The 24,484-nt window shown below is 60.1% G+C and carries 22 protein-coding genes and 4 pseudogenes; 15 read left to right on the top strand and 11 right to left on the bottom strand.

Annotated elements, in window-relative coordinates; genetic code table 11:
* Positions 1–141 precede the first annotated feature (141 nt).
* Positions 142–1,440, bottom strand: a complete 1,299-nt coding sequence (locus tag ACS5RD_RS10545; RefSeq protein WP_489931143.1) for a cystathionine gamma-synthase family protein — start codon at positions 1,438–1,440, stop codon at positions 142–144.
* Positions 1,441–1,548: 108 nt separating this feature from the next.
* On the opposite strand from ACS5RD_RS10545, the gene ACS5RD_RS10550 reads away from it, so the two are divergent.
* Positions 1,549–2,013, top strand: a complete 465-nt coding sequence (locus ACS5RD_RS10550) for an Lrp/AsnC family transcriptional regulator (RefSeq protein ID WP_489931144.1) — start codon at positions 1,549–1,551, stop codon at positions 2,011–2,013.
* Positions 2,014–2,116: 103 nt separating this feature from the next.
* On the opposite strand, the gene ACS5RD_RS10555 is transcribed toward ACS5RD_RS10550, so the two are convergent.
* Positions 2,117–3,043 carry a LysR family transcriptional regulator gene (locus ACS5RD_RS10555; protein ID WP_489931145.1) on the bottom strand — a complete coding sequence of 309 codons (927 nt, stop codon included), beginning with the start codon at positions 3,041–3,043 and terminating at the stop codon, positions 2,117–2,119.
* A gap of 120 nt (positions 3,044–3,163) precedes the next feature.
* Between ACS5RD_RS10555 and ACS5RD_RS10560 the strand changes: the two genes are divergently transcribed.
* The 9 genes and pseudogenes from ACS5RD_RS10560 (at position 3,164) to ACS5RD_RS10600 (ending at position 12,205) form a co-directional block, all read left to right on the top strand.
* Positions 3,164–4,201 carry an aromatic ring-hydroxylating dioxygenase subunit alpha gene (locus ACS5RD_RS10560; protein ID WP_489931146.1) on the top strand — a complete coding sequence of 346 codons (1,038 nt, stop codon included), beginning with the start codon at positions 3,164–3,166 and terminating at the stop codon, positions 4,199–4,201.
* Positions 4,198–5,316, top strand: a complete 1,119-nt coding sequence (locus ACS5RD_RS10565; protein ID WP_489931147.1) for a 2Fe-2S iron-sulfur cluster-binding protein — start codon at positions 4,198–4,200, stop codon at positions 5,314–5,316. The genes ACS5RD_RS10560 and ACS5RD_RS10565 overlap by 4 nt, the downstream gene beginning before the upstream one ends.
* Positions 5,316–6,455: a histidinol-phosphate transaminase gene (gene hisC / locus ACS5RD_RS10570; RefSeq protein ID WP_489931148.1), complete on the top strand. Its 1,140-nt coding sequence runs from the start codon at positions 5,316–5,318 to the stop codon at positions 6,453–6,455. The genes ACS5RD_RS10565 and hisC overlap by 1 nt, the downstream gene beginning before the upstream one ends.
* Positions 6,455–7,867: an FAD-binding oxidoreductase gene (locus ACS5RD_RS10575; protein ID WP_489931149.1), complete on the top strand. Its 1,413-nt coding sequence runs from the start codon at positions 6,455–6,457 to the stop codon at positions 7,865–7,867. Before hisC ends, ACS5RD_RS10575 begins: the two co-directional genes overlap by 1 nt.
* Positions 7,867–8,928, top strand: a pseudogene (locus ACS5RD_RS10580) (DUF2817 domain-containing protein); the annotation flags it as partial. The gene ACS5RD_RS10575 and the pseudogene ACS5RD_RS10580, both read left to right, overlap by 1 nt.
* A 99-nt stretch (positions 8,929–9,027) precedes the next feature.
* Positions 9,028–9,816, top strand: a complete 789-nt coding sequence (locus ACS5RD_RS10585; protein ID WP_489931363.1) for an ABC transporter ATP-binding protein — start codon at positions 9,028–9,030, stop codon at positions 9,814–9,816.
* 88 nt (positions 9,817–9,904) lie between these two features.
* Positions 9,905–10,699: a transporter substrate-binding domain-containing protein gene (locus ACS5RD_RS10590; RefSeq protein ID WP_054008873.1), complete on the top strand. Its 795-nt coding sequence runs from the start codon at positions 9,905–9,907 to the stop codon at positions 10,697–10,699.
* A gap of 75 nt (positions 10,700–10,774) precedes the next feature.
* Entirely contained in the window at positions 10,775–11,482 is a 708-nt protein-coding gene (locus ACS5RD_RS10595) for an ABC transporter permease (RefSeq protein ID WP_489931150.1), read from the top strand.
* A 3-nt stretch (positions 11,483–11,485) separates the two neighbouring features.
* Positions 11,486–12,205 carry an ABC transporter permease gene (locus ACS5RD_RS10600; RefSeq protein WP_489931151.1) on the top strand — a complete coding sequence of 240 codons (720 nt, stop codon included), beginning with the start codon at positions 11,486–11,488 and terminating at the stop codon, positions 12,203–12,205.
* 176 nt (positions 12,206–12,381) lie between these two features.
* Here ACS5RD_RS10600 and ACS5RD_RS10605 read toward each other — a convergent pair whose 3' ends face one another.
* The 3 genes and pseudogenes from ACS5RD_RS10605 to ACS5RD_RS10615 form a co-directional block, all read right to left on the bottom strand.
* Complete coding sequence (locus ACS5RD_RS10605; protein ID WP_489931152.1) at positions 12,382–12,981, bottom strand: ANTAR domain-containing response regulator; 600 nt, start codon at positions 12,979–12,981, stop codon at positions 12,382–12,384.
* Between the two features lie 58 nt (positions 12,982–13,039).
* Positions 13,040–13,339 carry a transporter substrate-binding protein gene (locus tag ACS5RD_RS10610; RefSeq protein WP_489931153.1) on the bottom strand — a complete coding sequence of 100 codons (300 nt, stop codon included), beginning with the start codon at positions 13,337–13,339 and terminating at the stop codon, positions 13,040–13,042.
* 17 nt (positions 13,340–13,356) lie between these two features.
* A pseudogene (locus ACS5RD_RS10615) lies at positions 13,357–13,581 on the bottom strand (transporter substrate-binding protein); the annotation flags it as partial.
* A gap of 323 nt (positions 13,582–13,904) precedes the next feature.
* On the opposite strand from ACS5RD_RS10615, the pseudogene ACS5RD_RS10620 reads away from it, so the two are divergent.
* From ACS5RD_RS10620 to ACS5RD_RS10635, 4 genes and pseudogenes are all read left to right on the top strand, one after another.
* Positions 13,905–14,307: pseudogene (locus ACS5RD_RS10620) on the top strand (transposase); the annotation flags it as partial.
* A gap of 56 nt (positions 14,308–14,363) precedes the next feature.
* Positions 14,364–15,506: pseudogene (locus tag ACS5RD_RS10625) on the top strand (integrase core domain-containing protein).
* 18 nt (positions 15,507–15,524) lie between these two features.
* Positions 15,525–16,313, top strand: a complete 789-nt coding sequence (gene phhA / locus ACS5RD_RS10630; RefSeq protein WP_489931154.1) for a phenylalanine 4-monooxygenase — start codon at positions 15,525–15,527, stop codon at positions 16,311–16,313.
* Positions 16,314–16,592 (top strand): 4a-hydroxytetrahydrobiopterin dehydratase, encoded by a 279-nt coding sequence (locus ACS5RD_RS10635; protein ID WP_489931155.1) that lies wholly within the window; start codon positions 16,314–16,316, stop codon positions 16,590–16,592.
* A 101-nt stretch (positions 16,593–16,693) separates the two neighbouring features.
* Here ACS5RD_RS10635 and ACS5RD_RS10640 read toward each other — a convergent pair whose 3' ends face one another.
* Positions 16,694–17,266 carry a TetR/AcrR family transcriptional regulator gene (locus ACS5RD_RS10640; RefSeq protein WP_489931156.1) on the bottom strand — a complete coding sequence of 191 codons (573 nt, stop codon included), beginning with the start codon at positions 17,264–17,266 and terminating at the stop codon, positions 16,694–16,696.
* A 50-nt stretch (positions 17,267–17,316) separates the two neighbouring features.
* Between ACS5RD_RS10640 and ACS5RD_RS10645 the strand changes: the two genes are divergently transcribed.
* A complete protein-coding gene (locus ACS5RD_RS10645; protein WP_489931157.1) occupies positions 17,317–18,495 on the top strand; it encodes a trimethylamine methyltransferase family protein in 1,179 nt (392 codons plus the stop codon).
* Between the two features lie 90 nt (positions 18,496–18,585).
* On the opposite strand, the gene ACS5RD_RS10650 is transcribed toward ACS5RD_RS10645, so the two are convergent.
* From ACS5RD_RS10650 to ACS5RD_RS10670, 5 genes are all read right to left on the bottom strand, one after another.
* Positions 18,586–20,445 (bottom strand): ABC transporter ATP-binding protein, encoded by a 1,860-nt coding sequence (locus ACS5RD_RS10650; RefSeq protein ID WP_489931158.1) that lies wholly within the window; start codon positions 20,443–20,445, stop codon positions 18,586–18,588.
* A 111-nt stretch (positions 20,446–20,556) separates the two neighbouring features.
* Entirely contained in the window at positions 20,557–21,648 is a 1,092-nt protein-coding gene (locus tag ACS5RD_RS10655) for a DmpA family aminopeptidase (RefSeq protein WP_489931159.1), read from the bottom strand.
* Position 21,649: 1 nt separating this feature from the next.
* On the bottom strand, positions 21,650–22,486 hold the full coding sequence (locus tag ACS5RD_RS10660; RefSeq protein WP_489931160.1) for an ABC transporter permease: 837 nt from the start codon (positions 22,484–22,486) through the stop codon (positions 21,650–21,652).
* Positions 22,479–23,366, bottom strand: a complete 888-nt coding sequence (locus tag ACS5RD_RS10665; protein WP_489931161.1) for an ABC transporter permease — start codon at positions 23,364–23,366, stop codon at positions 22,479–22,481. Before ACS5RD_RS10665 ends, ACS5RD_RS10660 begins: the two co-directional genes overlap by 8 nt.
* Entirely contained in the window at positions 23,366–24,433 is a 1,068-nt protein-coding gene (locus ACS5RD_RS10670) for an ABC transporter ATP-binding protein (protein ID WP_489931162.1), read from the bottom strand. The genes ACS5RD_RS10665 and ACS5RD_RS10670 overlap by 1 nt, the downstream gene beginning before the upstream one ends.
* Between the last annotated feature and the right edge of the window lie 51 nt (positions 24,434–24,484).

A 24,484-nucleotide genomic window follows, 5' to 3' on the forward strand; every position in this document is an offset into this window, starting at 1 on the left:
GCGCCAACGCCCCTGTCGCGCAGAGGATTGGCGTTGTGACAGTCAAGCAGACCGGTCACAACAGCCGTGCGCGCAAAACTTCCATGGCTTCGTGATCCTGTGCCACGGGTTTTCCCGTCTGATGTCCCAGCAGCGCCCGGCTTAGCCGCGAACTGCGCCTTCCAGTGCCGTCTTCAGATCGACAATCAGATCGTCGGGATGCTCCAGCCCGACCGAGAGCCGGATCAGCCCTTCGGTGACGCCTGCGCGTTCCCGTGCCTCTGCCGTTACGCCAGAATGGGTGGTCGAGGCCGGGTGGCAGACCAGCGATTCCGTGCCGCCAAGGCTGACCGCCAGCTTGAACAGTTGCAGACCGTTGACCACACGGAAGGCCAAGGCGCGGTCATTGTCGACCACCAGCGCAAAGGTCGAACCGGGGCCGGTGCATTGCCGATCATAAACCGCGCGTTCTGCCAGGCTGATCGCATGGTTCGGGTGCAGCACCTTGCAGGGCAGAATGTCTTGCGCTGCCAGCCATGCCGCCACCTTGGAACCACTTTCCGCCGCCCGCTCCATTCGCAGGGTCAGAGTTTCCATCGACCGCGCCAGCATCCAGCTTGAATGCGGGTCAAGCTGAAAGCCAAACGCGCTGCGGCTTTGGCGGATTGGCTTGATCAGATCGGCGCGGCCCGTCACGCCGCCCGCCACCAGATCGGAATGGCCGCCGACATATTTCGTCAGTGAATAGACGCAGATATCGGCCCCTAGCTCGATCGGGCGTTGAAATACTGGCCCCAGCATGGTGTTGTCGCAGACGATCAGCGGGCGCTGGCCCGAAACCTCGGCCCATTCATCAACCACGCGGCGCACCATGGCGATATCGGTCATCGCATTGGTCGGGTTGGCCGGGGTTTCCAGATAGACCATCTTCACCGGCCCATGCCGCGCGGCCTTTTCCAGCGCATAGAGCAGCATCGAATCCGACAACCCGTCGGTGAAGGGGATCGGCTTGATGCCCCAGCCGGTCAGCACCTTGCCAATCAGGGTTTCGGTGCCGCCATACAGCGGCGTGAAATGCACAATGGCATCGCCGGGACGGGTATGGGTTAAAAACACCGCCGAAATCGCAGCCATACCGGAGGAGGTCAGCAGCGCGCGCTCGGCGCCATCGAACAGCGCCAAACGGTCTTCGACAATCTCGGTGTTGGGGTGGTTGAAGCGGCTGTAGACCAACCCGCCCGCGCCGCCGCCCTGCGGTGCCGGTTTGCGTCCCGCCACCACATCAAAGAACTCCGCGCCTTCTTCGGCGCTGGTGAAGGCAAAGGTCGAGGTCAGGAAAACCGGCGGCTTCACCGCGCCCTCGGACATCTTCGGGTCGTAGCCATAGGACATCATCTGCGTCGAGGGATGCAGGCGGTGACCGCCGATATGGGTGCGGCGGAAATCACTGTCGTTGGTCATGGAAGCCTCGCTTTGGTCTGCGGTTATGCAGGCAATATTAGACTGTCATCCAGAGAGAAGTCCGGCTATTTTCGCCATAAATTGCGTAGGAAATAGAGGTTTTGCGCTATGGAATTGGATAGAATTGACCGAAAAATACTATCGGCTCTGGTCGAAGATGGCCGGGCCAGCGTTGAGGCGGTGGCCGAAAGGGTGGGGCTTTCGCCAACCCCGGTGCGACGGCGCATCCGTGCGCTGGAAGAACAGGGCGTGATCCGCGCTTATCGGGCCGAGATTGACCCGGAAAAATGCGGGCTGGAAACCCAGCTTTACGTCTTCATCAAGCTGAAAAGTCATGATCGGGACACCATTGAGCGGTTCGAGGACTGCGTCCGCCGCCAGCCGGAGTTTCAGCAATGCGCGCTGATCACCGGCGCACATGACTACCTTCTGACCATCCGCATCCCCAGCGTGAAGGAATACAACCGCTACATCCGCGAGATTCTGGCCGAATTCCCCGGCGTCTTCGGCATCGAGACCAGCGTAGTCCTCGGCTGCATCAAGGACAACCCGACCCTGCCGCCGGAGCGATAGCGAGATCCCGCGTCAGATCGAGCGGTTTCGACAGCTTCAGCTGTGGCGTCGGCATAAAGATCGGCGTCGCGCTTTTCCCCATGCGCAGATCACAGCAGGCGGACTAGTTTGTCTGTGGTGCCGAAATCGCCTTTTGCCGACGAGAAATCGACTGAATCCAGCTTCGCAACTCGGTTCCGAACGGTTTTTCCAGTGCTGCGGGGTCCCAGGCCAACGAATAGGGTTGTGGCAGTTTAAGTCGGATGTCGAAGGGCACGACAAGTCGTCCCGACGCAATATCCTCGGCTGCCATCGAAAGCTGCGCCAATACAAAGCCCCGGCTGTTGATCGCCGCATCAATCGCAGCACTGGACATCGAAAAGGCAACCTCCCCCAGTGCTTTGCGCCGCGGCACGCCAACATGGGCCGCCCAAGCGCTCCAGCCGGGTGCCGCACCCTGTGCGCGATCCCATTCGATCCCCAAAAGCGGCGCATCGAGTATGTCAGCGGGCACCTCCAGTTTGAGCCGGGTGAGGAGCGCAGGAGAACAGGCGGGGACGACCCAATCTGTAAACAGCTCGGTCCGATGATCAAAGCGGGTTATCAGATCGCCGTAGGACAGGCGGAAATCGACATCGTCTGTTCCAAAGCGAGGTTCAGTATCATCTCCAATCAAACGCACCGTTGCTGTCGGATGCGCGGATTGCCAATCGAACAACTGCGCACCGATCCATTTCGAAGCCAGCGACGGCAGGCAGGAAATCGTCAGTGTAGCTTCTGAGCGCGTGCGCTCTATTTTTCTTTGCGCGTCGCGCAGCGCATCAAACGCGGCTTTGACGTCATCATGATAAAGCCTCCCGCGAGTCGTCAAGGCGATTAACTTACCCTTGCGTTCGACCAAGCGCAGCCCGACCTCTGCCTCGGCTTTGCGCAGCTGCTGGCTGACAGCCCCCACCGTCACGCCCAGTTCAGCCGCAGCTGCCGTGGCACTGCCCAGACGGCCAAAGGCCTCAAAAGCCTGTAACGCGCGCATGGATGGAAGTTTCTGCAAAGCCGCTGCTCCACTCCGGGCATGGTTTAGTTTTTCTACAATAGAACGCAGAAGCAAGTGCTTTTTGAATCGGTAGATGCAGGCTAGCAATATGTCTACACATAAGTTCGGGAGCACATCATGTATCTACGCAACAGCTGGTATGTCGCAGCATGGGATCATGAGGTAGGCGACGGCCTTGTCCCGGTAAAAGTGCTGGGTGAAGCCATCGTTTTATACCGCAAGACGGACGGCGTTGTCGCGGCGCTTGAAGATGCCTGCCCGCACCGCAAACTGCCGCTGTCGATGGGTCGGATTAAAGGCGACACGGTTGAATGTGGCTATCACGGCCTGACGTTTGATTGCACGGGCACCTGCACGCGGGTTCCGGGGGTGGAAAAAATCCCGCATGTGGCGCGGGTTCAGTCTTATCCGATCGCGGAACGCTATGGCCTGCTCTGGGTTTGGATGGGGGACGTCGACAAAGCCGACCCGGCGTTGATTTTCGATGTGGATCATTGGGGCGACCCCGCTTGGGGCCTCAATCGCGGCGAGTCGATGGTGCTGGATTGCAATTATCTGCTGATGACCGACAACCTGCTTGATCCGTCACATGTGGCTTGGGTTCACCAATCGTCCTTTGGCAATGCCGCCGCTGAAGAGGCTCCGCTGGAAACCACTGTCGGCAATGATGGCGTGACGGTTTGGCGTTGGATGCTGGATGTGGAGCCTGCGCCGTTCTACGCGCCCTATTTGGTGTTCAAAGGCAAATGCGACCGCAAGCAGCACTATGAGGTGCGCTATCCGGCGGCGGCGATCATCAAGGCGATCTTCTGCCCTTCCGGCACGGGCGGCGAGGGCAAGCCGTTGCACCCTGATACCTTCCTGATGGACAGCTATAATTTCATGACCCCGGTCGATGAAAACCAGACCAAATACTACTGGTTTCAAATGCGCAATTTTGCACCGGATGATGCCGAGATTTCGGCGCAGTTCGCCAAATCCGTGCGCGGTGCCTTCGATGAAGATCGGGCTGTGCTGACAGCGGTTCACCAAGGATTGGCCCATAAACGCACGCCAAACCTTGATCTGAAGATCGACCTGGGCCCGATGCGCTTTCGTCGCAATCTGGCCAAACTGATTGAGGCAGAGTTGGCCGAGAAAGTCGCGGCTGAATGACGCCCGGTATCGACCAGTCTGCGCAAGGCAAAAGTGGCTTCCGCGACCTGAAAGTGGTTGCGAAAATCGTTGAAAGCAGCCTGATCACGTCGTTTCATCTGGAAGCGGCGGATGGATCGGCGTTGCCTGCTTTCCGTCCCGGTCAGTTTCTGGTGTTCAAGATCCCCTCGGGCGATGGCAAAGGCACTGTGCTGCGCAACTATAGCCTGTCCGGCGCGCCGGATGATCTGAGCCACTACCGCATCTCGGTCAAGCGCGAGCCGTCGGCGGGGCCGGGCTTGCCGGTCGGCTTAAGTTCAAATTACCTGCATGACTGCATCGGTGTTGGCGATGTGTTGGGCGTCGACGGCCCGCGCGGTGCATTTGTGCTGGATGAGGTGAGCGAGCGTCCGGTTGTTCTGCTCAGTGGCGGGGTCGGGCTGACGCCGATGGTGGCGATGCTGCATGCGCTGGCGCGTCGTTCGGCCCGTCGCGCCTTGTTTCTACACGCCTGCGAAAACGGCGAGGTGCATGGCCTTCGCGATGAGGTCAATGCGCTGATCGGGCAACGCCCCGGCCTGTCGGCGCATTATTGCTATCGTGCGCCAAGTGCCAGGGATCGGTCTGCGGGCCACTTCCATAGCGAAGGGTTCATCAGCCGCGGCGCGATGCAAAACCTGCTGTGTCTGGACGAGTATGACGTCTACCTTTGCGGCCCGCCGCCGTTCATGCAGGCGATGTATCAAACCCTGCGCGGTCTTGGTGTCGCCAAGGACCGGATCGCCTATGAGTTCTTCGGCCCTGCCACGCTGCTTGACGCCGAGGCCAAACCGAAGCCGATCACCGAGAAAGTCGCTACTACTACGGCACCCGCCGCCGGGGCGATCACCGTCGAGTTCCGCAAGTCTGGCATAGTTGCCGCATGGAACGCTGCCGCCCAATCGCTTTTATCCTTTGCCGAAGATCAAGGCATTCAGCCGGATTTCAGCTGCCGTGCGGGCATCTGCGGCACTTGCACATCGCGGATCATCTCCGGCGAGGTGAGCTATTTCGAAGACCCTCTCGAAGATGTAGCGGCTGGCGAATTGCTGTTGTGCTGCGCGCGTCCGAAAACCGCCATTGTATTGGATCTGTGATGACCGCTTCGCTCGAAACCAAAGCAAACTCCGGCGCGGCCTCTGCGGCGTTGCGGGTCAATCCGTATGTGGCCGCCCTGCGGCCCTATAACGCGGGGATGTCGCTGGCACGTGCCCGGGCGCTGAGTGGGCATGACGATTTGGCGCGGCTTGCCAGCAACGAAAACCCCGATGGCTGCGCGCCCGCTGTTTTGGCGGCTTTGGCCAGCGGTGGTTTTGAGCCTTGGCGCTACGCTGATCCGGCCTGCACCGCGCTGCGTGAAGCTTTGGCGGCGCGGCTTGGGGTCGATGCAAACGTGATCGTGGTGGGCAATGGCTCAGAGGAAATGATCGCCGCAATTTCGCGTGGCGTGCTGGTCGCTGGCACGCAGGTGGTGACCGTGGTGCCAAGCTTTGGGCTGCACGAGATCGAACCCTTGGCGGCAGGCGCCTCTGTCCTGAAAGTGCCGATGACCGCGACGGCGGGTTTTGATTTGCCAGCGCTTGAGGCCGCAATAGCCGTCGGCCCGCGCGTGGTGTTCTTGTCTTCGCCTTGGAACCCGGTTGGGCCTGCGCTGAACAAGTCGGCCTTGCAGCGCCTGATCGCCACCGTGCGGCCCGGCACGTTGTTTGTGCTGGACGAGGCCTATTTCGAATATGCTGATGCAAGCCTGCCTGATGGTATTGAGGTGCTACGCAACAGTGGCATCGCCTACGTCGTGTTGCGGACCTTTTCCAAAGCTTACGGTTTGGCCGGGCTGCGCGTCGGCTATGCCGTCTGTTCAGACCCCGAAATTGCGCGGGTGATCGCGTCGGCTAAGACCCCGTTCAACGTGAATGGGGCGGCGCAGCTCGCCGCCGTGGCAGCGCTGGAGGATGAGGCGTGGATGAAGGCCTCGGTCGCGCGCATCGTGACGGAGCGAGACCGCGTGGCCGCTGACTTGGCCGCATTGGGGCTTCATGCCGCCCCGTCGCAGACCAACTTTCTGTTCTTTGACACCGGGCGCGACAGCACCGAAATGGCTGCAGCCCTGTTGCAGGACGGCATCATCGTAAAGCCATGGCGCGAAGCGGGTTATACGACATGGCTGCGCGCCACGATTGGCAAGCCTGCGGACAATGAACGCCTGATTGCCTCGCTTCGCAAGCAGGTGGCCTGATGATGACGGAGCTGGCAGCAACCCCAGACCGCTCAGCGTTGCAACAAGCGTTGAGCGCGGCTGTTGGCGCTGCCCATGTGCGTGATGAAGCGGCACCAGACCACGGTGCTACGTTGTTTGTCCTGCCGGGATCAACCGCCGAGGTCGCCGCCGTCGTGGCCATCGCCCGTTCGCATGGGGTCAGCATTGTTGCGCAAGGCGGCCATACCGGTTTGGTGGGCGGTTGCCAGTCACATCCCGGTCAAATCGTGCTGTCACTGACCCGGATGGCGTTGATTGAAGCGGTATATCCAGACGAGCGTGTGGCCGTCGTACAGGCGGGCGTGGCGCTGGAAGCGTTGCAGACTGCAGCGCTGACGCATGGGCTGGAACCCGGCATTGACCTTGCCGCGCGCGGAACGGCTACGATTGGCGGCATGGTGTCGACCAATGCGGGTGGCATCATGGCGCATCGCTACGGGGTGATGCGGCATCGCGTGCTGGGGCTGGAGGCGGTTTTGCCCGATGGCACGATCTATTCCGACATGACACGCGTGGTGAAGAACACCGCAGGTTATGATCTGAAGCACCTCTTTATCGGCGCGGAAGGCACGCTTGGCATCGTCACCCGGGTGGTGATCAAGCTGGAGCAGCAGCCGCAGTCCACCGCCACGGTGATGCTGGGCCTGCCATCGGTGGCTGCGGCACTGGAGGCGATCAGCCTCGCGCTGCGCTGTGATGCAGGGCATTTGCGGGCGGCTGAAGGGCTGTGGCAGTCCTATATTCAACTGACCGCGCGGGCACAGGGTTGGTCGGAACCAAGCTTTCCACTGGATCAGCCGATCTGTCTTTTGGTGATGCTGGGCGGCGGCGATCAAACTAATCTGAACGAGGGTATCGAGCAGATCTTTGGCGCGATCCTCGATCGCTACCCAACCTCCACCGGCATCATCGCCGCGTCCAAACGGCAAGAGGCCGATTTGTGGCGGCTGCGCGAGGATACCGATCAGCTGTACCGCGCTCATGCGGCAGCCCCGTCTTATGATGTCTCGGTGCCGCTGTCCGAAATCGCGGCCTATGTTGACCTTGTAAACAGCGGTCTGGCCCAGATTGACGGTGGCATCACACCCTATGTCTTTGGGCATCTGGCCGACGGCAATCTGCATATTGTGCTGAACCGCGCAGGTCCGCTGGAGGCCGCCGTATCCAGTGCTGTGGAGCATGTGCTTTACGACATCTTGCGCGACCTTGGCGGATCGTTTTCTGCCGAACACGGGGTAGGGGCCAAACGCATATCCGCCTTGGTTGCCACCACTGACCCAGCGAAGCTTTGCACGATGATGCGGGTCAAGCAGGCCCTAGACCCAGACCTGATCATGAATCCCGGCAAAGTTCTGCCGCTCCAGCCCTTAGCCCGCGAGAAATCCCAATGATGCAACCGCGCGATCTGACGCAATCCACCGACACCAGCCTGCCGTTCGCGTTGGACTATGCCACGATGCGTCAGCGGTTTCTGACGGCCGCCCGTGCAGCGGGTGCGGCCCTTTCGGAACACGTCCATCCGCTGCATGGGCCTGATGGCAAAACGATTGCCACGGATGTAGCCCTGATCGGGCATGCGGATGCTCCCAAGCTTATGGTGCTGATTTCCGGCACGCATGGGGTGGAAGGGGCTTATGGCTCTGCCTGCCAAGCGGCGTGGCTGGGGCAAAAGGCGCATTGGGCGCTACCCGAAGATACCGCCGTTCTGATGATCCATCTGATCAACCCCTGGGGCACAGCTTGGTCGCGCCGGGTGAATGAAGACAATGTCGATCTGAACCGGAACTTCATTGATTGGACCATAAAGCCACCGGAAAATCCGGGCTATGCCGATCTGCATCCCGCCTTGGTCGTGGCGGCATGGGATGGGCCAGAACGGATCATGGCGGATGAGGCTTTGGCCGCATTGACCAGAACCAAGGGTCAGACCGCGGTGTCTTCGATCATCGAGGCCGGGCAATACGCCTTTGCAGACGGGCTGTTCTATGGTGGCGATGCCCCAGTCTGGTCGAACCGCGTACTGGCCGCCGTATTGGCCGAGTTTGGTCAGAAAGCCGGGCAGGTCATTGTGTTTGATCTGCACACCGGAGCAGGGCCATATAGCTACCCCGCGTTATTGTCGGTCAGCCCGGTCGATCATCCCGGACTGCCTTGGGGCGGGCAGATTTTCGGCCCCGCGATGGTGCCAGTCATCACCGGTGCAAGCGCTACGACCCAGACAGGTATCGCGGCCACGGCCACTGGCTATGTCTCGGATTTCGTGCGCAAGGCCATGCCGCAAGCGCGGGTGCTGCCCTTGGTGATGGAATGTGGCACGCTGAGCAGTGCCGAGATGCAGCGCCGTGTTGTCGATGACAACTGGCTTCACCTTTACGGCAAGCCCGAGTCCGAGCGCGGCCAGCGCATCAAGACAGACTTGCTGCACGGCTTCATTCCGCAAGACGACAGCTGGCAGCAGATATGCCTTGTCACCAGCCTGCGCCATTTTGACAGGGCCTTGGCCGTGCTGAAAACGGTCGAAGCAAAACCGGGTGCTGCGGCCGTGCGAACGATTCCTGTGGCGGTTGTCCCCAAGGGCATCCCTGCGGTCGAAGTGGTTGATCTGCATAAATCCTTTGGTGCGTTGGAGGTCTTAAAGGGCGTAAACCTGACCGCCTATCCGGGCGAGGTGGTGTCCATGATCGGCTCCTCCGGGTCGGGCAAAAGCACCATGCTGCGCTGCATCAACCTGCTGGAGCAACCAAACTCTGGTCGGGTGGTGATTGACGGTGAGTTGGTGCGGATGAAGGCCCATGCCAAAGGCGGCAAGACAGCCGCCGATCCGCGCCAGATCGAACATATCCGCGCCCGTGTCGGGATGGTGTTTCAGAATTTCAACCTTTGGCCGCATATGACGGTGTTGGAAAACATCATCGAGGCACCGATCCATGTCCTGAAAGAGGCGCGCGCCGACGCGGTGGAGCATGCGCATGGCCTGCTGAAAAAGGTTGGGCTTTCCGAAAAGCACGCGCATTATCCCAGCCAACTTTCCGGCGGCCAGCAACAACGCGCCGCCATCGCGCGCACGCTGGCGATGCGCCCGAAAGTTATGCTGTTTGACGAGCCGACCTCGGCGCTGGACCCTGAATTGGTTGGCGAGGTGCTGCGCGTGATCCGCCAGCTCGCCGAAGAAGGCAACACCATGATCCTTGTGACGCATGAGATGCAGTTCGCCCGTGAAGTCAGCCACAAGGTGTTGTTTCTGCATCAAGGCCGTGTCGAAGAAGAAGGCCCCCCGGCCGATCTGTTCGGCCAACCGCGTTCCGAGCGTTTGCGCCAGTTTCTGGCCCGGACGTTCTGAGACTGACACTGTGATCGAGTTAGCCAGAACAGGGTGAAATCGGTGCGGTGAAGACCAAAAAGAAACCAAATTCAACAAGGAGACGGACATGAAATTGAAAGTTCTTTCGCTCATCGCTTTGCTCGCAGGGGCAGCGACGGGCGCACAGGCCGAAGGCCAGCTGAAGATCGGCACCGAAGGCGCCTATCCGCCGTGGAGCATGGCCGACGCCAACGGCGCGGTCACCGGCTTTGACGCTGACGTGGGCAACATGCTGTGCACCAAGCTGGCCATGGAATGTGTGTTTGTGGTTCAGGCCTTTGACGGCCTGATCCCGGCGCTGCAGGCCAAACAATTCGACATCATCATCTCGGGCATGTCGATCACCGCCGACCGCAAGAAGGAAATCAACTTCTCGACCGGTTATGCTGAACTGGCCAACAAGGTTGTCGTCGCCAAAGATTCCGACCTTGCGGGCATCACAGAGATCCCGGCGCTGTTGGCAGCACTTGACGGTCACTCGGTTGGCGTGCAAGCGGGCACCACGCACGCCCATTTCATGGAAAAGCTGGCCCCGACCGCGACGCTGAAATCCTACGGCACCTTGGATGAAATGCAGATCGACCTTGCCAATGGTCGCGTCGATGCAGGCTTTGCGGATGCCTCTGCGCTGCAAAGCTTCCTTGACAAGCCCGAGGGTGCGGACTTCCAGTTCGTCCCGGTCAACATCACCAGCACCTATGACCCGACCTTGGGAGAGGGCATCGGTGTCGGCATCCGTCAGGATGACACCGAACTGAAAGCCAAGATCGACACCGCCCTTTGCGAGTTGATCGCGGATGGTTCGATCAAGGCCTCCAGTGAGAAATGGTTCAAAATGGATATCTCGCGCCCCTGCCAATAACGCGGGCCGGGATTTCAGGAACAGGCCGCGCCCGGCCCAAAGTTGGGCGCGTGCTTCAGAGAGCAGGGTAAAGCAATGGAATTTGGCTTAGTGCAGGTATGGGAGGGCGGCTGGGTCGGAGCAATCCTGCGCGGTGCCGCTGTCACCATCGCCGTCGGTGTGGCCAGCATGATCTTCGGGCTGATCATCGGCACGATCTGCGGCCTGATCAAGTGGCGCGCGGTTTTCGGGCTGTCGCAACTGGTTGATCTCTACACCTCGGTCATCCGCGGCGTGCCAGAGCTGTTGATCATCTACCTGCTGTTTTTCGGCTCGGTTGAATTCGTCACCAAGATCGCGACGGCCTTCGGCTTCGCAGAACTTGCCGACGCAGGCTATGCGTTCTTTATCACCGTGGCCGCGATCAGCGCCATTTCGGGTGCCTATTCGACCGAGGTTATACGCGGGGCACTGGCGGCAATTCCAAAGGGCCATATCGAGGCCGCCGTCGCGCTGGGCCTGCCAAGCCGCCGCATTTTCGCGCGCATCATCGCCCCTCAGATGCTGCGCATCGCCTTTCCGGGGATCAACAACGTCTGGCAAACCACGATCAAGGACACGGCGCTGGTTTCCGTCGTCGGCCTGCAGGAATTGATGCGCACCGCCTTCATCGGCGCGGGATCAACGCGCAATCCGCTGATCTTTTACGCCATTGCGGCCGGAGTTTACTTGATGATCACCCTGATCAGCCAAGTCGGCTTCAACAAGGTCGAAGCCGTTTTGTCATCTCGGAAAGCGAGCTGAGCGATGGAACTTATTCAGCTGGCCGTTCCGGTGCTGCTCAAGGGTCTTTGGATGACCCTGACGTTGACAGCCATTTCCGTCGCCATCGGATTTAATCTTGGCCTCGGTCTTGCCCTTATGCGCGGATCAGAAAACCCTTGGGTGTCAGGGTTTGCGCGTGGCTACAGTACCGCGTTTCGGGGCACCCCGCTTTTGGTGCAAATATTCCTGATCTACTACGGGCTTGGACAGATCAAGTTCGTCCACGACACGCCCGTCCTGTGGTGGATTGTCAGCGAGGGTTCGCGTTGCGCGGTACTGGCGCTTGCGCTGAACACCGCAGCCTATACGTCGGAAATCCTGCGCGGTGGACTTGTTGCGGTGCCCGTCGGTCTGGTCGAAGCGGCCAAGGCCTGCGGCATGTCACGCATGGTGCGGTTTCGCCGTATCGAGTTTCCGCTGGCGATCCGTCAGGCCTTGCCCGCCTATGGCAATGAGCTGGTGTTGATGGTCAAGGGCACCAGCCTTGCCTCGACCATCACGGTTCTGGAAATCACCGGCTACGCCAAGCGCCTGATGAGTCAGACGTTTGCGATTTTCGAGGTTTTTGCCATCGCGGGGGTGCTCTACTTGATCCTGAATCTTGCTTTGATCGGCGCGATCCGATTGGTCGAGCGCCGATTGATGCGCCACACTCAGCCCGCAGCGCAAAGCCTCGCTGCAGATGCGGTGCAGGCAGTCTGACATGAAACTGCTAGAATAACCTGGCGGACTTGGCTTGATGATGCCCGTTGGCCGAGAAATTCGGCGGAAAGGGAAAGATAGTTGAGTTGAGGCGCGGTCGAACCAAGCCGTTGCATGACCCCTGTGAAGTGCCGGGCAACAGACACTTATGACCGCGAAATATAGGGCCTTAGCTGTCAAATGTCGCTGGGTGCAATGATTGCATCGGCAATCTCAGTCACTGACGTCTTCGATTTCAGGGGATTCTCCTGGATTCGCGCATAGGATTCCTGTTCCGAGATATTTCGTTCGCAAGACAGAATGGCAACGGCTTGCTCGATCCGCGGTCGGGCGCGCAAGGTCTCGTCGAGAGATTTGATCCGTTGTTTCAGTCGGCTTTCATGCCCGGCCATACCCAAGGTAGTCGTGATCGCGGCAAGGACTCCAAAAATCCGCAGCGGCTTGGACAGAACACCGTGGACGTGTTGGCGTTCGATTTCCTCTAAAATATCTGGGGTTTCATAGGCGATGATCGCAACCCCTGCCGCATCGCCGCCTTCGGTCATCCATGTCGCCGGTTCGGCCTGCCCGGAACCGCTGAGAAGAACGATCGCGACATCATAGGGGTCGGAAAGCTGGGGCGGCGACGGCCACTGGCTATGGGTCTGGCAGCCAATGCATCGAAGCTGGTCGACCAGCATTTTGCGGTCCTCGTCATCAGGATGGATGACAAGAATGCGGACCCGGTGCAGGCGACGCAGCAGAGAGTTTTGCGCGTTGGGAGGGAGGTCACTCATAAGGTCATCATTGCGCTGACCGAACGATCATAGGTATTCAAAGAGGGGTCGGCGCGAATCACGGTCGGTGATTGCCAGATAATGTCACATTGCCCGGCCCATTGGCTTTGCCGATCAGCGGTCGAATTGAGAAATGATTGGTCTCGGTGTCAATATACACATCTCCGCCCGGCGCTTTGAACGCGGCACCGGACAGAGCTCCGAGGATGGCGCCGGTATCTTCCGATGCAGCCAGTTCAAGGGCGTTGGGATAGAAATGCAGCAGAGAATAGGCGACTTCGCTGTAAACCCCCGGCCCGCCGGAGCCATGCTTGCGGCGAAACTTGACAACAAAAGCCACGTTGGCAGGGGTGCGCAAGCGTTCCGAAATAGAGGGGCAACAGCCAAATGGCCAAGCCGCGCCTCGGGTCGCATTTGGGCAAGTTCAGATTCGGTTGCGGTCAATGAAGCGATCGGGGCGCGGATAGCGGCCTCGGTCACCTCGGCATAGGCATCATTGAAAGCGACACTATTGCGGCCCACTATCGTTGAAAGAACGGCATCTGCCCCTTGTGACGTCACCAGCTTTGCGGCTTGCATGGGTGCACACGCGCCGTCCATCGAAGGACTGCCAGACACCCATCATCCGGGGTACCCGGACGGGAAGCATTGGCAAAACCAAGGCGTCCCAATCGCCAAGTCCAGCGGCCAAAGGCGCGCCGCGGTCTGCCCTGATCTGCTGGGCTTGCAAAAGATCCTGCGCCTCAAGCTGGCTGTCTGCCTCCAGATGGGGGCGGGTGACTGGCGAGAAACTGGCACCGGTCAGGGCAGGCAACGGTCGATGATAGGCCGTCGCCTGCACAGTGCAGAATGGCGTTTGACCTGCCCCCCGGAAACGCCCTCATTTTAATGTAGAGTCTGGCCAACCCTGAAGGAGCAGACGAATGCGAAAGAGCCGTTTCACCGAGACCAGATTATTGGGATGATCAAAGAGCAGGAAGCCGGGCTGACTGTGGCAGAGGTCTGCCGCAAGCGCGGCATCAGCCCCGCGAGTTTTTACAAGCTGAAGGCCAAATATGGCGGGATGGACGTGTCTGATGGCCGACGCCTTAAGCAGCTCGAGGACGAGAACGCAAAGCTCAAGCGGCTTGTGGCGGACACGATGCTGGACGTTGTCGTGCTGCAAGACCTGCTGGGAAAGCGCTGACGACACCTGCCCAGCGGCGCGAAGCGGCGATCAAGGCGCTGCGGGACCACAAAATCTCGCAGCGTCGGGTCTGCGACCTAGTTGGTGTCGACCCCAAGGCCGTGCGGTGCGCCCGCCCGCCTGATCATGCGGATATCCGCTGTTTGATTCCACGGTTTGATGGTGCGATCCTTTCTCAGGCATGGAAGGAAGCAACATGGGACAGGTTCGTCACGGAAGCACCACGATCCCGTTGCCCGGCAGGTGAATGCATGCATTCGCCGAGAGGCGCACGCCGTCAGAGCCGCAATACAGCGATCACAAGCTTCGCTCGCGCAGTTGAGGCGCGAGCTGGGCATCAACCCCAAGACGGTGGCGAAGTGGCGCAAGCGCGCGACGGTCGAGGATATGAAGACCGGGCCGTCGGAGCCGCGGTCCACCGTTCTGACAGAGGCCGAAGAGGCGATGGTCGTCGCGTTTCGGCGCCATACGCTGCTGCCGTTGGATGACTGCCTCTATGCATTGCAACCGCCGATCCCGCACCTGACCCGTTCGGCGCGGCACCGGTGTCTGCAGCGACATGGCATCTCCCGCCTGCCCGACGTCGAGGGCGAGAAGCCCAAACGCCAGAAGCTCAAGCGCTACCCGATCCATTGGCCGACAGGCGATGCTTGCATCGCCGAGAGGCGGGTTCTTCCACATCCGCTGCCCGGCAGTGGTTTGCCTGCAAACCACGAGAGGGGACATCGCTGAGATGCAGACCGCTGAAGGCAAGCTCTCGTTCTTCGTCGGCATCGACCGGACAGCCAAGTTCGCCGTCGCGCAACGCGTTGCAACGGCTGACAGACGCACCGCCTGGGAGTTCCGGCAACACATGCTCGAGGCCGTGCCCTATCAGGTTCAGACCATTCTCCCCGATCGAGCCATTGGAAGCGCCACGGGTTCAAGCCCAATGGCGAGGGGCATCCCGTTCGCCGAGCAACCCCGGAACCGGAACACGATCTACTCCCGGCCAATGCGCTTCGACATGATCTGCGAGGCCAACGGCATCAAGCCCCGATTGACGAAACCCAACCACCCATGGACGAACGGCCAAGTCGAGCGAATGCTTCTCGGCGTTTGACGGCAAACACCTGTCAGCCAACCGAACCGCACGATCAAGGACGCGACAGTAAAGCGCTTCCACTACGACAGCTACGATCAGCTGCGCACGCACCTTGCCGACTTCCTGGCCGCCTACAACTTCGCCCGAAGGCACAAGACGCTGAACGGCCTCGCGCCCTACGCATACATCTGCAAAATCTGGACATCAGAGCCAGATCGATTCATCCTAAACCCGATCCACCAGATGCCGGACTGAACACTTAGGGGGGAAGCCATGCCAAAATCCACCGATTACGCGGCAAAACTGCCGGATAGTAGCGGGCACATTGCCTATGACGCCGCCGAAGACAGCGTCTGGCACGATCTGATGGCGCGGCAGATGCCGTCGGTGCAGCAGCGGATGGCCAGCCCCTACCTTAACGGTCTGGCACAGTTGCGCTTGCCGACCGACCGCGTCGCGCAATGCGCCGAGGTCACAGAAGCTCTGCGTGCGACCACCGGCTGGCGGGTTGAACCGGTGCCAGCCCTGATCGTCTTCTGGCGGTTTTTCGCGCTTCTGGCGGATCGCTGTTTTCCGGCGGCCTCGTTCATCCGGCGGCGTGAGCATTTCGATTACATCGAAGAACCCGACATTTTCCATGAGATATTCGGCCATGCACCGCTGTTGACCGATCCGCGCTTTGCCGGTTTCAGCCATGCCATCGGGCAGGCGGGGATGCGGGCGGAGAAGGCCGATTATGCGTGGCTGATCCGGCTCTATTGGTTCACCATCGAGTTCGGTCTGACGCGGGAAAACGGGGTGCTGAAGGGGTTGGGCTCGGGCTTGGCTTCCTCCATCGCCGAGTTGCAATGGGCGACCTCGGGCCAGCCAGAATTGCGGCCGTTCGATGTGATCGACATTCTGCGCACACCCTACCGGATCGACATTCTGCAACCGGTCTATTTCGTGATCGAGGATCTGGACGATCTGTTCGCGGCAGCCCAGCGTGACCTGCTGGCAGATGTGGCCACGGCGCGCGCGCTGGGGCTGCATGCGCCCAAATATCCACCGAAGGCGGTTTGAATGACCCTGTGCGATCTGACGCAGCGCAAATGCGCGCCCTGTCAAGGCGCAGGTGCAACGCTGCCTGATCCAGCGGCAATGATGCTGGGCCTACATCCCGACTGGCAGCTGGACGGCAGCCGACTTTTGCGCCGTTTTACTTTCAAGGGTTTTGCCAAAGCGGCGGAGATGGCCAATCTCGCGGCTTGGCTGGGCGAGAAGATGGGGCATCACCTGGATGTGGGTTTCGGGCGGGGCTACCTTCACCAGCCACGAACTGGGTGGCTTAGCCGCGAATGATTTCATCTGTGCCGCCCGCTTGTATGCCATAACGGCCTGACCAAATCGGGGCCAAGACCGCAACCCGAACACGCAAACCCCAAGGCCGCAATCAGTAGCGATCACCCCTTGCCGCTTGCCGTCAGAGCAATCCCTTTAAACCGGGCGAGTTCGTTTTCGCTCGGTTCTTGCCCACAAAACGCCAGCAGATAGGCGCGGGCCCGTGAAAACCGCACGCCCAAGTCTTCGCAAATATCCAGCGTATTCTGCCCGATCTGGGTGAAATACAAAACCCGCGCCCGCACCAGCGCATCGGTCTCGTCAAAACCATGGCGCAGAAACATGCCGGTCAGCGCATCAAGCCGCTGCTGATCCGCGCCGGAAACCACCTTAAGCACGTCAGGCGCGCGCCGGGCCCAGAGCCGAACCGCAACGTCCAGATGCGGGTCAAACAGGTCTTCGTTCACCCAGCATTCGAACACATTCAGGATCGCCTCGCAGATCGTATGTGCCGGGCGCAAAGCCCGCTGGAGGATCGGCCCGGTATTTTTCTCAAGCCACTGCTCCAGCATCTGGTCATGCAAATCCTGCGGGCTTTTGAAGAACCAGTAGAAGCTAGAGCGCGAAACGTTCAACTGCTTGGCCATGATCTGAATTTTGACCCGGTCGATTCCGTCTCGGATCAAAGTCTGCAACGCCAATTTCAGCCAATCCGGCGCGCGAGCAGGACTACCGCCCTGGTTCCATGTTATTCATGGCGGGCGCGGGCTGCCCGAACGCCTTTGACCGTGAGCGTGGTCGCAGACCCGGCAATCTGCAGGGTTATCTGGAAACCCTGCGTCTGCAGCAATGCTTTGACGTCATCCACATGCACGGCCCCTCGGTCGAGCCGCAGGATGTGCCGATCCATCTGCGCCATTACGCGATGATGAAGGGCCAGCTGGAAAACTGCGACAAGCCGCTGTTTGTCTATCCGCGCGGGCGTCAGCAGGTTGAAGAAAGCTTTGAGATGATCCGCCTTGCGCGCGGCTTGGATGCGGCTGGCTTCGTGGACGGCGTCTGGGCGACAACCGTGATCAACTCTAACTCACTGCGCCAGTTGGATATTCCGATGTCGCGCGGCATTATTGACTTCGCGCGGGCTGGTCAAATGTCGATCATCACGCCGTTCTGTCTGGCCGGGGCGATGGCCCCGATCACGGTTTCCGGCGCGTTGATGCTGCAACATGCCGAGGCGATGGCGGGCATCACGCTTGCCCAGATGACCCGCGCTGGCGCGCCGGTGTCTTACGGCGGCTTCCTGTCGAACGTTGATATGAAGTCCGGCTCGCCGGCTTTTGGCACGCCCGAACATATCCGCGCCTGTATCGGGTCGGGCCAGTTGGCGCGGCATATTGGCCTGCCATGGCGCTCGGCCACCGGGGCGGCGTCGAACACCGCAGATGCGCAAGGGGCGTCCGAGACGATCATGGCGCTGTGGGGCGCGCTGCTCGGCAATGCGACGGTGACGGTCCATGCGGCAGGCTGGCTCGAAGGTGGTCTGACGCTGGGCTACGAGAAATTCATCCTCGACATTGAATCGCTGCAGACGATTGCCGAACTTGCCAGTCCCGCCCCGGCGGACGAAGCCGCCTTGGGCTTTGACGCCATTGCCGAGGTGCAGCCGGGCGGCCATTTCTTCTCGGTCGCGCATACGATGGAGCGCTATCAGGCGGCGTTCTATCGTCCGCTGGTGGCGGATCTGTCAAACCACGGCGCTTGGACCGAAGCCGGGGCGCTGAGGGCTGATCAGCGGGCAACAGCGATCTGGAAGCAACGGCTTGCCGATTTTACCCCGCCAGAAGCCTGCGACGGTGTAGCAAATCGGCTTGACGGCTTCGTACGATCCCGCCGCGAATCCGCTGGTGCGCCACCCGAAGACTGATGGTTTTGCCGTGGCTCGCGGGGTGAGTCAGTCAGAATTTGTGTACAGATCTGAATATACAGTCATCAATGTACACAAAAATAGAAATCCTCAGCGATAACCTGCGGCCTGCAACTCAAACAGTTCCGCATAGCGGCCCGATTGCGCCAGTAGTTCCGCGTGGGTGCCAGAGCATTCAACCCGGCCGTCAGCCAGCACCAAAATCCGATCTGCCATCCGCACAGAGCTGAAACGATGCGAGATCAGGATGGCGGTTTTCCCCGCACTCAGCTCTTTGAACCGTTGGAATACCTCAAACTCTGACCGTGCGTCTAAGGCGGCGGTGGGCTCATCCAAAATCAGCACCTCGGCCCCCCGCATATAGGCCCGCGCGATGGCCAGCTTTTGCCATTCACCCCCCGAAAGCTCGACCCCATTGCGAAAGCGTTTGCCGATCATCTGATCATATTGCTTCGGCAGACCGTCGATCACCTGATCAGCCAGACTGCGGCGGGCGGCGTCCACAATACGCGGGCGGTTGTCGCGTTCTTCAATCCGACCCACCGCGATATTATCGGCAGCGCTGAGGTTGTAGCGCATGAAATCCTGAAAAATCACCCCCATCGCCCCGCGCAAACCGTCCAGATCATATTGGCGCAGGTCTTGACCATCCAGCGTGATGCGCCCCTCATCGGGGTCATACAGCCGCGCCAACAGCTTCACGAGGGTGGTTTTGCCCGCACCGTTTTCCCCCACCAATGCCAAAGTTTCACCCGCGTGCAGGGAGAAATTCAATCCCCGCACCGCCCAGCGTTCTGCTCCCGGATAACGGAATCCGACATTCTCAAACACGAAGCCTTGGCGGATCGGATTGGGGAAGACCAGGGCATCGGGGGCCGAGAGAATCTCGGGTTGAACCTCGAAAAAGCTGAACAGATCATCGAGATATAGCGCCTGCGCTGCGGTAGAGGAGAATGAGGTCAGCAGGCCTTCCAGCAGCCCGCGCAGCCGCAGGAATGAACCCGACAGAAACGTCAGATCACCCAGCGATAACTGCCCCGCCAAAGTGCCCGCAATGATCCACGCATAGGCGGCGTAATAGCCCAGCGTGCCAAGCGCTGTCAGCACACCGCCCCACAAAGCCCGCTGTTGGGCGATCTTGCGACTGGCGGCATAGAAGCTTTCCGAAAGCTCGCGGTAGCGGTCGGTCAGAAAGCCGTTCAGCCCGAAGATCTTGACTTCTTTAGCAGATTCCACGCTCGCAGCGGTTTGGCGGACATAGTCGAGTTCACGCCGCTCGGGTGTGCGACCAAAATCCAGCGAATAGGTTTGCGCGTTGAAATGCGCCTCGCCGATGAAAGCCGGGATCAGCGCCAAGGCCAGCAGCAGGATCAGCCATGGATTGAAAATCACCAAGCCAGTGGCAAAGGTCGCCACGGTGACTAGGTTCTGCATCTGGGTAAACAGCAGGCCCATCAGCGTCATCCGCCCGCTGGCCTGCCTGCGCGCGCGTTCCAGCTTGTCCTGAAACTCGGCATCCTCGAAATCTTCAAGATCGAGCGTGGCGGCATGTTCCATCAGCCGGATCGAAGATGACATCGTCAAACGATCCGACAGTAATGTGTCGACCAATCCAACCACCCGGCCCAACACATCCGACAGGATCGCCAGCGCAAATTCGGCCAAAACATAGCCGATCAACAACCCCAGCGCATCGCTGTTCCACCAGCCCCACAAATCAGCCGGGCGGTTTGGCAGCGCCGACAGCCGCACCACCTCGTCGATGATGAGCTTGCCGATCCACAAAGCCGCCACCGGAAGCACGGCGCGGATCAGGCGCAGCACCATTGATATCAGCATCAGTGCACGGCTGGCTTGCCACACCAGCATCAGGAACGGCCAGAGGTTGCGCAGCGCGGAAAACCGCGCGCGGAAAGAGGCGGGGGCAGGGGGCAGACGTGCGGAACTCACCAAACTTGGGTCTCCTTCGCCCCAAAGCCAGTTTGGCAGAAGGCGCGGGCGGGGAAAAGTGCGAACCGCGTGATGGATCATCACAGGTTGTTGGTTGCCCCAGCGCCGCAGTCAGGCGGGATGGAAAATCGCGCGTAAGCGATCAGGGTCAATCGCGCGGCAAACATGCCCCGGCGGCTTGAAGGTCGCCACATCTTCGCCCGCAACCATCGCGTTGACGATGGCTTCTTCGACCGCCTCAACCGACGCCAGATACAGCGGGTCGATGTGCTCGCCGTTCAACTCTTGTTTGCTCAGCACGGCGGGCGCAAATTGCGGCACTGGGCCTGCGTTGGCGGTCGAAAACGCCATGAAAATATCACCTGAATTGTTGCCCCCCGGCGTGCCGCCCCGCCCGATGCCAATGGCCGCGCGTTTGGCCACCTGCCGCAGCGACAGCCCTGACAAAGGCGCGTCTGTGGCGATGACCACAATGATCGAGCCCATTTCAGTCGCGTGAAGTGAATCCTCAGGCATCAACTGGCCCACCGGGCGGCCCAGAATGGTCAGCCATGGTAGGATGCCGTGGTTGGCTTGCACCAAGGCGGCGACGGTGTAGCTTTGCCCGCCAATCTCGATCCGGCGCGACGAAGTTCCGGTGCCGCCCTTGAACTCGTAACAGATCATGCCGTTGCCGCCGCCAGTGGACCCCTCGGCCACCGGGCCCATGCTGGCGGCATTCAGCGCGGAGATGGCATGTTCGGGCTGCACATGCAGCGCGTTGATGTCGTTCAGAACACCATCATAGGTCTCGGCCACCACCGGCATCGCCCAAGCGTGATGGTTCTGGAAATAGTCCGCATAGGTGTCGATCATCCAACGTGTCGCCCCGCTATGCACCGCCCCCACGCCATGGGTGTTGGTGATGCAGATCGGGCCGACGAAATAGCCCGCATCATGGATCCAATGCGTGCCGGTCATCTCACCATTGCCGTTCAGGGAATATTGCCCCGCCCAGACCGGCATCGGCACATTGCCCGGACGCGGCAGAATGGCGGTGACACCGGTGCGCATGTTGCGATCAGGGTCGGTCAGGGTGCAAAACCCCACCGCGACGCCCGGCACATCAGTGATCGCATTCAGCGGACCGGGGATGCCGGGAAACGGCAAGCCAAGATCGCGGGCCCGCGGTTTTTGGGCCAGTTTTGCGTTCGTGTCTTTCATCTCATTCTGTCTTTCTGGCGCGCAGCCATAATCCCAAAGCCGCGATCACGATGGAAGCCGCGATCATCATGGTTGCAATGGCGTTAATCTCTGGCTTCACCCCCCGGCGCACCATGCCGAAGATGAAGACCGGAAGTGTCGTGTTGTCTGTGCCAGCGACGAAATAGGTGATCACCAGATCATCCATCGAGATCACGAAGGCCAGTAGCGCCCCACCCACGATCCCCGGTGCCAGTTGCGGCAACAGCACCTTGCGCAATGTCACCCATTCCGACGCGCCCAGATCGGCAGAGGCCTCCTCCAGCGCCGGATCAAGCCCCGCGATGCGGGCCTGTACGATGATGAAGACATAGGAGGTCAAAAAGGTGCAATGCCCGATGATGATGGTCAGCATCGACAGGTTCATCCCGATGGTGACAAAGAAAATCAAAAGGCCAATGCCCAGCACAATATCGGGCATCATCATCGGCAGCATCAGGAAGCCGTTGTAAAACCCTTTCGCCTCAAAGCGGTAGCGCGCCAAAGCGATGGCCGTCGCCGTGCCGATCACAGTGGAAATCGTTGTGGTGACGACAGCCACCGTCAGCGAGGTGCGCAAAGCCCGCAGCATCTGGTCGGTGCTTTCGATATAGGCGGCGCGGTTGTTGGCGTCCGCCGCGCGACTGCCAAGGCCAAGCAAGCCGCGATACCAATCAAAGGTAAAATGCTCCCAGATCATCATGTTGACGGGGTTGGAGTTGAACGAATAGCCGATGATCACCAGCAATGGCGCGTAGATGAACAGGAAAAACACCAGCGAGAACAAAGTCAGCGCGGCCCAGCCAATCGGATTACGCATTCTGACAGCCTTTGCGCTTGGCTGCAGCCGTGGAGCCCAGCAGCACCGCCAGTACCACCGCCATCACGATCATCGACAGCGCCGAGCCAAACGGCCAGTTGCGCGCCGACAAGAACTGTTGCTCAACGAGATTGCCGATCATCAGCCCCTTTGCGCCGCCCAGCACATCCGGCACGATGAAGTTGCCGACCGAGGGGATAAACACGATCACCGCGCCGCCCAAGATACCGGGCAAGGTCTGCGGCAGCACCACTTTCAGGAAGGTCTGCAACCGCGTCGCGCCAAGGTCCATCGAAGCCTCAATCAGCGCGCGGTCAAGGTTATCGACCGCCGAATAGAGCGGCAGGAACATGAATGGCACCATGACATAGACCATGCCCAGCACCACAGCGGCGGGAGTGTAAAGAATTTCCAGCGGCTCGGAAATCACACCGACGCCGATCAACACCGTGTTCAAAATCCCCGAAGGTTTCAGGATCAACAGCCACGCATAAAGCCGCACGATCAGGCTAGAGAAGAACGGCAGCGTGATCAGAAACAGAAACAACATCCGCCAGCGGTTGGGCAGGCGGCTGACCCAGAACGCCACCGGATAGCACAGGATCAGGCACAGCAAAACCGTCAGCGCGGCAAAACCCAGACTGCGCGCGAGGATTTGCAGATAGATCGGCTCGTAGACCTCGATGATGTCATCGGCCCAGCCAAAGATGCGGCCATAGTTCCAATGGTAAAACGCCCATTCCACGCCACCATAAAGCCCCGGAGTCAGGAAAGAAAACAGCGCGATGATCAGCAAGGGCAGCAGGAAGAACACGCCCAGAAACAGCGTCACCGGGGTTAAAAGTGTTGCCAGCACAAGGGTTTGTCGCCGGATGGCCATCACGCGGCCTCCAGCACATGCGGCGCTGCGGGATCATAGGCGAGATGCACGGCGGTGCCTTCTTTGGGGGCGGATGCAGAATCACGGGCGGTGACGCGGATTTCCGGGCCACCGACGGCGGGCTGCACGAACAGATGCAGGTCAGCGCCCAGATAAACCGCCTTTGTTACGGTCGCGGCGATGCCTTGATCTGCCAAAGTGAAATCCGCCGGACGCAGCACGGCCACGGCTTTGTCTCCGGCTTTGGCCGTTCCTGCTGGTAGCAGCAACTCCAACCCCTCAACTGTGCGGGCCAAAGCTTGCCCCGCCTCAATCCGGTCAATGGTCAGTGCAAAAAGATTTGTCTCGCCGATGAACTCAGCGACAAAGCGGTTTTTCGGATGGCGGTAAATCTGGCGCGGGGTGCCGATCTGCTCGATCCGGCCCGCCCGCATCACCACAATGCGATCCGACATGGTCAGGGCTTCTTCCTGATCATGGGTGACGAAGATAAACGCGATGCCAAGAGTGTTTTGCAGGGTTTTCAACTCGATCTGCATCTGCTGGCGCAGATTGCGGTCCAGTGCCGACAGCGGCTCGTCCAACAGCAACAGCCGAGGCTTACCAATGATCGCCCGCGCCAAGGCCACGCGCTGACGTTGCCCGCCGGACAGTTGCGACGGTTTGCGCGTACCCATTCCGGTCAGCCCGACCTTTTCCAACGCCTCGGCCACCGCTCGCTCGCGGCTTGCACGATCTTCACCGCGCACTTCCAAAGCATAGCCCACATTGCGCGCCACAGACATGTGGCTGAACAAAGCATAGCTTTGAAACACCGTATTCACCGGGCGACGGAACGGCGGCAGCGTCGAAAGATCAGCCCCATCCAGCAAGATCGCGCCGCCATCAAGGGTCTCAAACCCCGAAATTGACCGTAGCAAGGTGGTCTTGCCGCACCCCGAAGGCCCCAGCAGCGTGACAAATTCATGCGCGCCGATGTCGAGATCAATCCCATCAAGTGCTGCAAACCTCCCGCCTTCAGGTGTGACGAATTCGCGCCGCGCGTTGCGGATTTCAAGAAGTGCCATGTCAGATATCCCGGTGAGCAGAGGCGGCCCACAAAGGGCCGCCCAATCATT

The sequence above is a fragment of the Cypionkella sp. PAMC25878 genome (assembly GCF_058135695.1).

Bases quoted from the DNA above. Each gene is read 5' to 3' on its own strand.
- ACS5RD_RS10665 (WP_489931161.1), bottom strand. From the start codon at position 23,366: ATGGCCATCCGGCGACAAACCCTTGTGCTGGCAACACTTTTAACCCCG.
- phhA (WP_489931154.1), top strand. From the start codon at position 15,525: ATGCCAAAATCCACCGATTACGCGGCAAAACTGCCGGATAGTAGCGGG.
- ACS5RD_RS10560 (WP_489931146.1), top strand. From the start codon at position 3,164: ATGTATCTACGCAACAGCTGGTATGTCGCAGCATGGGATCATGAGGTA.
- ACS5RD_RS10660 (WP_489931160.1), bottom strand. From the start codon at position 22,486: ATGCGTAATCCGATTGGCTGGGCCGCGCTGACTTTGTTCTCGCTGGTG.
- ACS5RD_RS10595 (WP_489931150.1), top strand. From the start codon at position 10,775: ATGGAATTTGGCTTAGTGCAGGTATGGGAGGGCGGCTGGGTCGGAGCA.
- ACS5RD_RS10635 (WP_489931155.1), top strand. From the start codon at position 16,314: ATGACCCTGTGCGATCTGACGCAGCGCAAATGCGCGCCCTGTCAAGGC.
- ACS5RD_RS10655 (WP_489931159.1), bottom strand. From the start codon at position 21,648: ATGAAAGACACGAACGCAAAACTGGCCCAAAAACCGCGGGCCCGCGAT.
- ACS5RD_RS10575 (WP_489931149.1), top strand. From the start codon at position 6,455: ATGATGACGGAGCTGGCAGCAACCCCAGACCGCTCAGCGTTGCAACAA.
- ACS5RD_RS10565 (WP_489931147.1), top strand. From the start codon at position 4,198: ATGACGCCCGGTATCGACCAGTCTGCGCAAGGCAAAAGTGGCTTCCGC.
- ACS5RD_RS10645 (WP_489931157.1), top strand. From the start codon at position 17,317: ATGTTATTCATGGCGGGCGCGGGCTGCCCGAACGCCTTTGACCGTGAG.
- ACS5RD_RS10600 (WP_489931151.1), top strand. From the start codon at position 11,486: ATGGAACTTATTCAGCTGGCCGTTCCGGTGCTGCTCAAGGGTCTTTGG.
- ACS5RD_RS10550 (WP_489931144.1), top strand. From the start codon at position 1,549: ATGGAATTGGATAGAATTGACCGAAAAATACTATCGGCTCTGGTCGAA.
- hisC (WP_489931148.1), top strand. From the start codon at position 5,316: ATGACCGCTTCGCTCGAAACCAAAGCAAACTCCGGCGCGGCCTCTGCG.
- ACS5RD_RS10590 (WP_054008873.1), top strand. From the start codon at position 9,905: ATGAAATTGAAAGTTCTTTCGCTCATCGCTTTGCTCGCAGGGGCAGCG.
- ACS5RD_RS10670 (WP_489931162.1), bottom strand. From the start codon at position 24,433: ATGGCACTTCTTGAAATCCGCAACGCGCGGCGCGAATTCGTCACACCT.
- ACS5RD_RS10605 (WP_489931152.1), bottom strand. From the start codon at position 12,981: ATGAGTGACCTCCCTCCCAACGCGCAAAACTCTCTGCTGCGTCGCCTG.
- ACS5RD_RS10545 (WP_489931143.1), bottom strand. From the start codon at position 1,440: ATGACCAACGACAGTGATTTCCGCCGCACCCATATCGGCGGTCACCGC.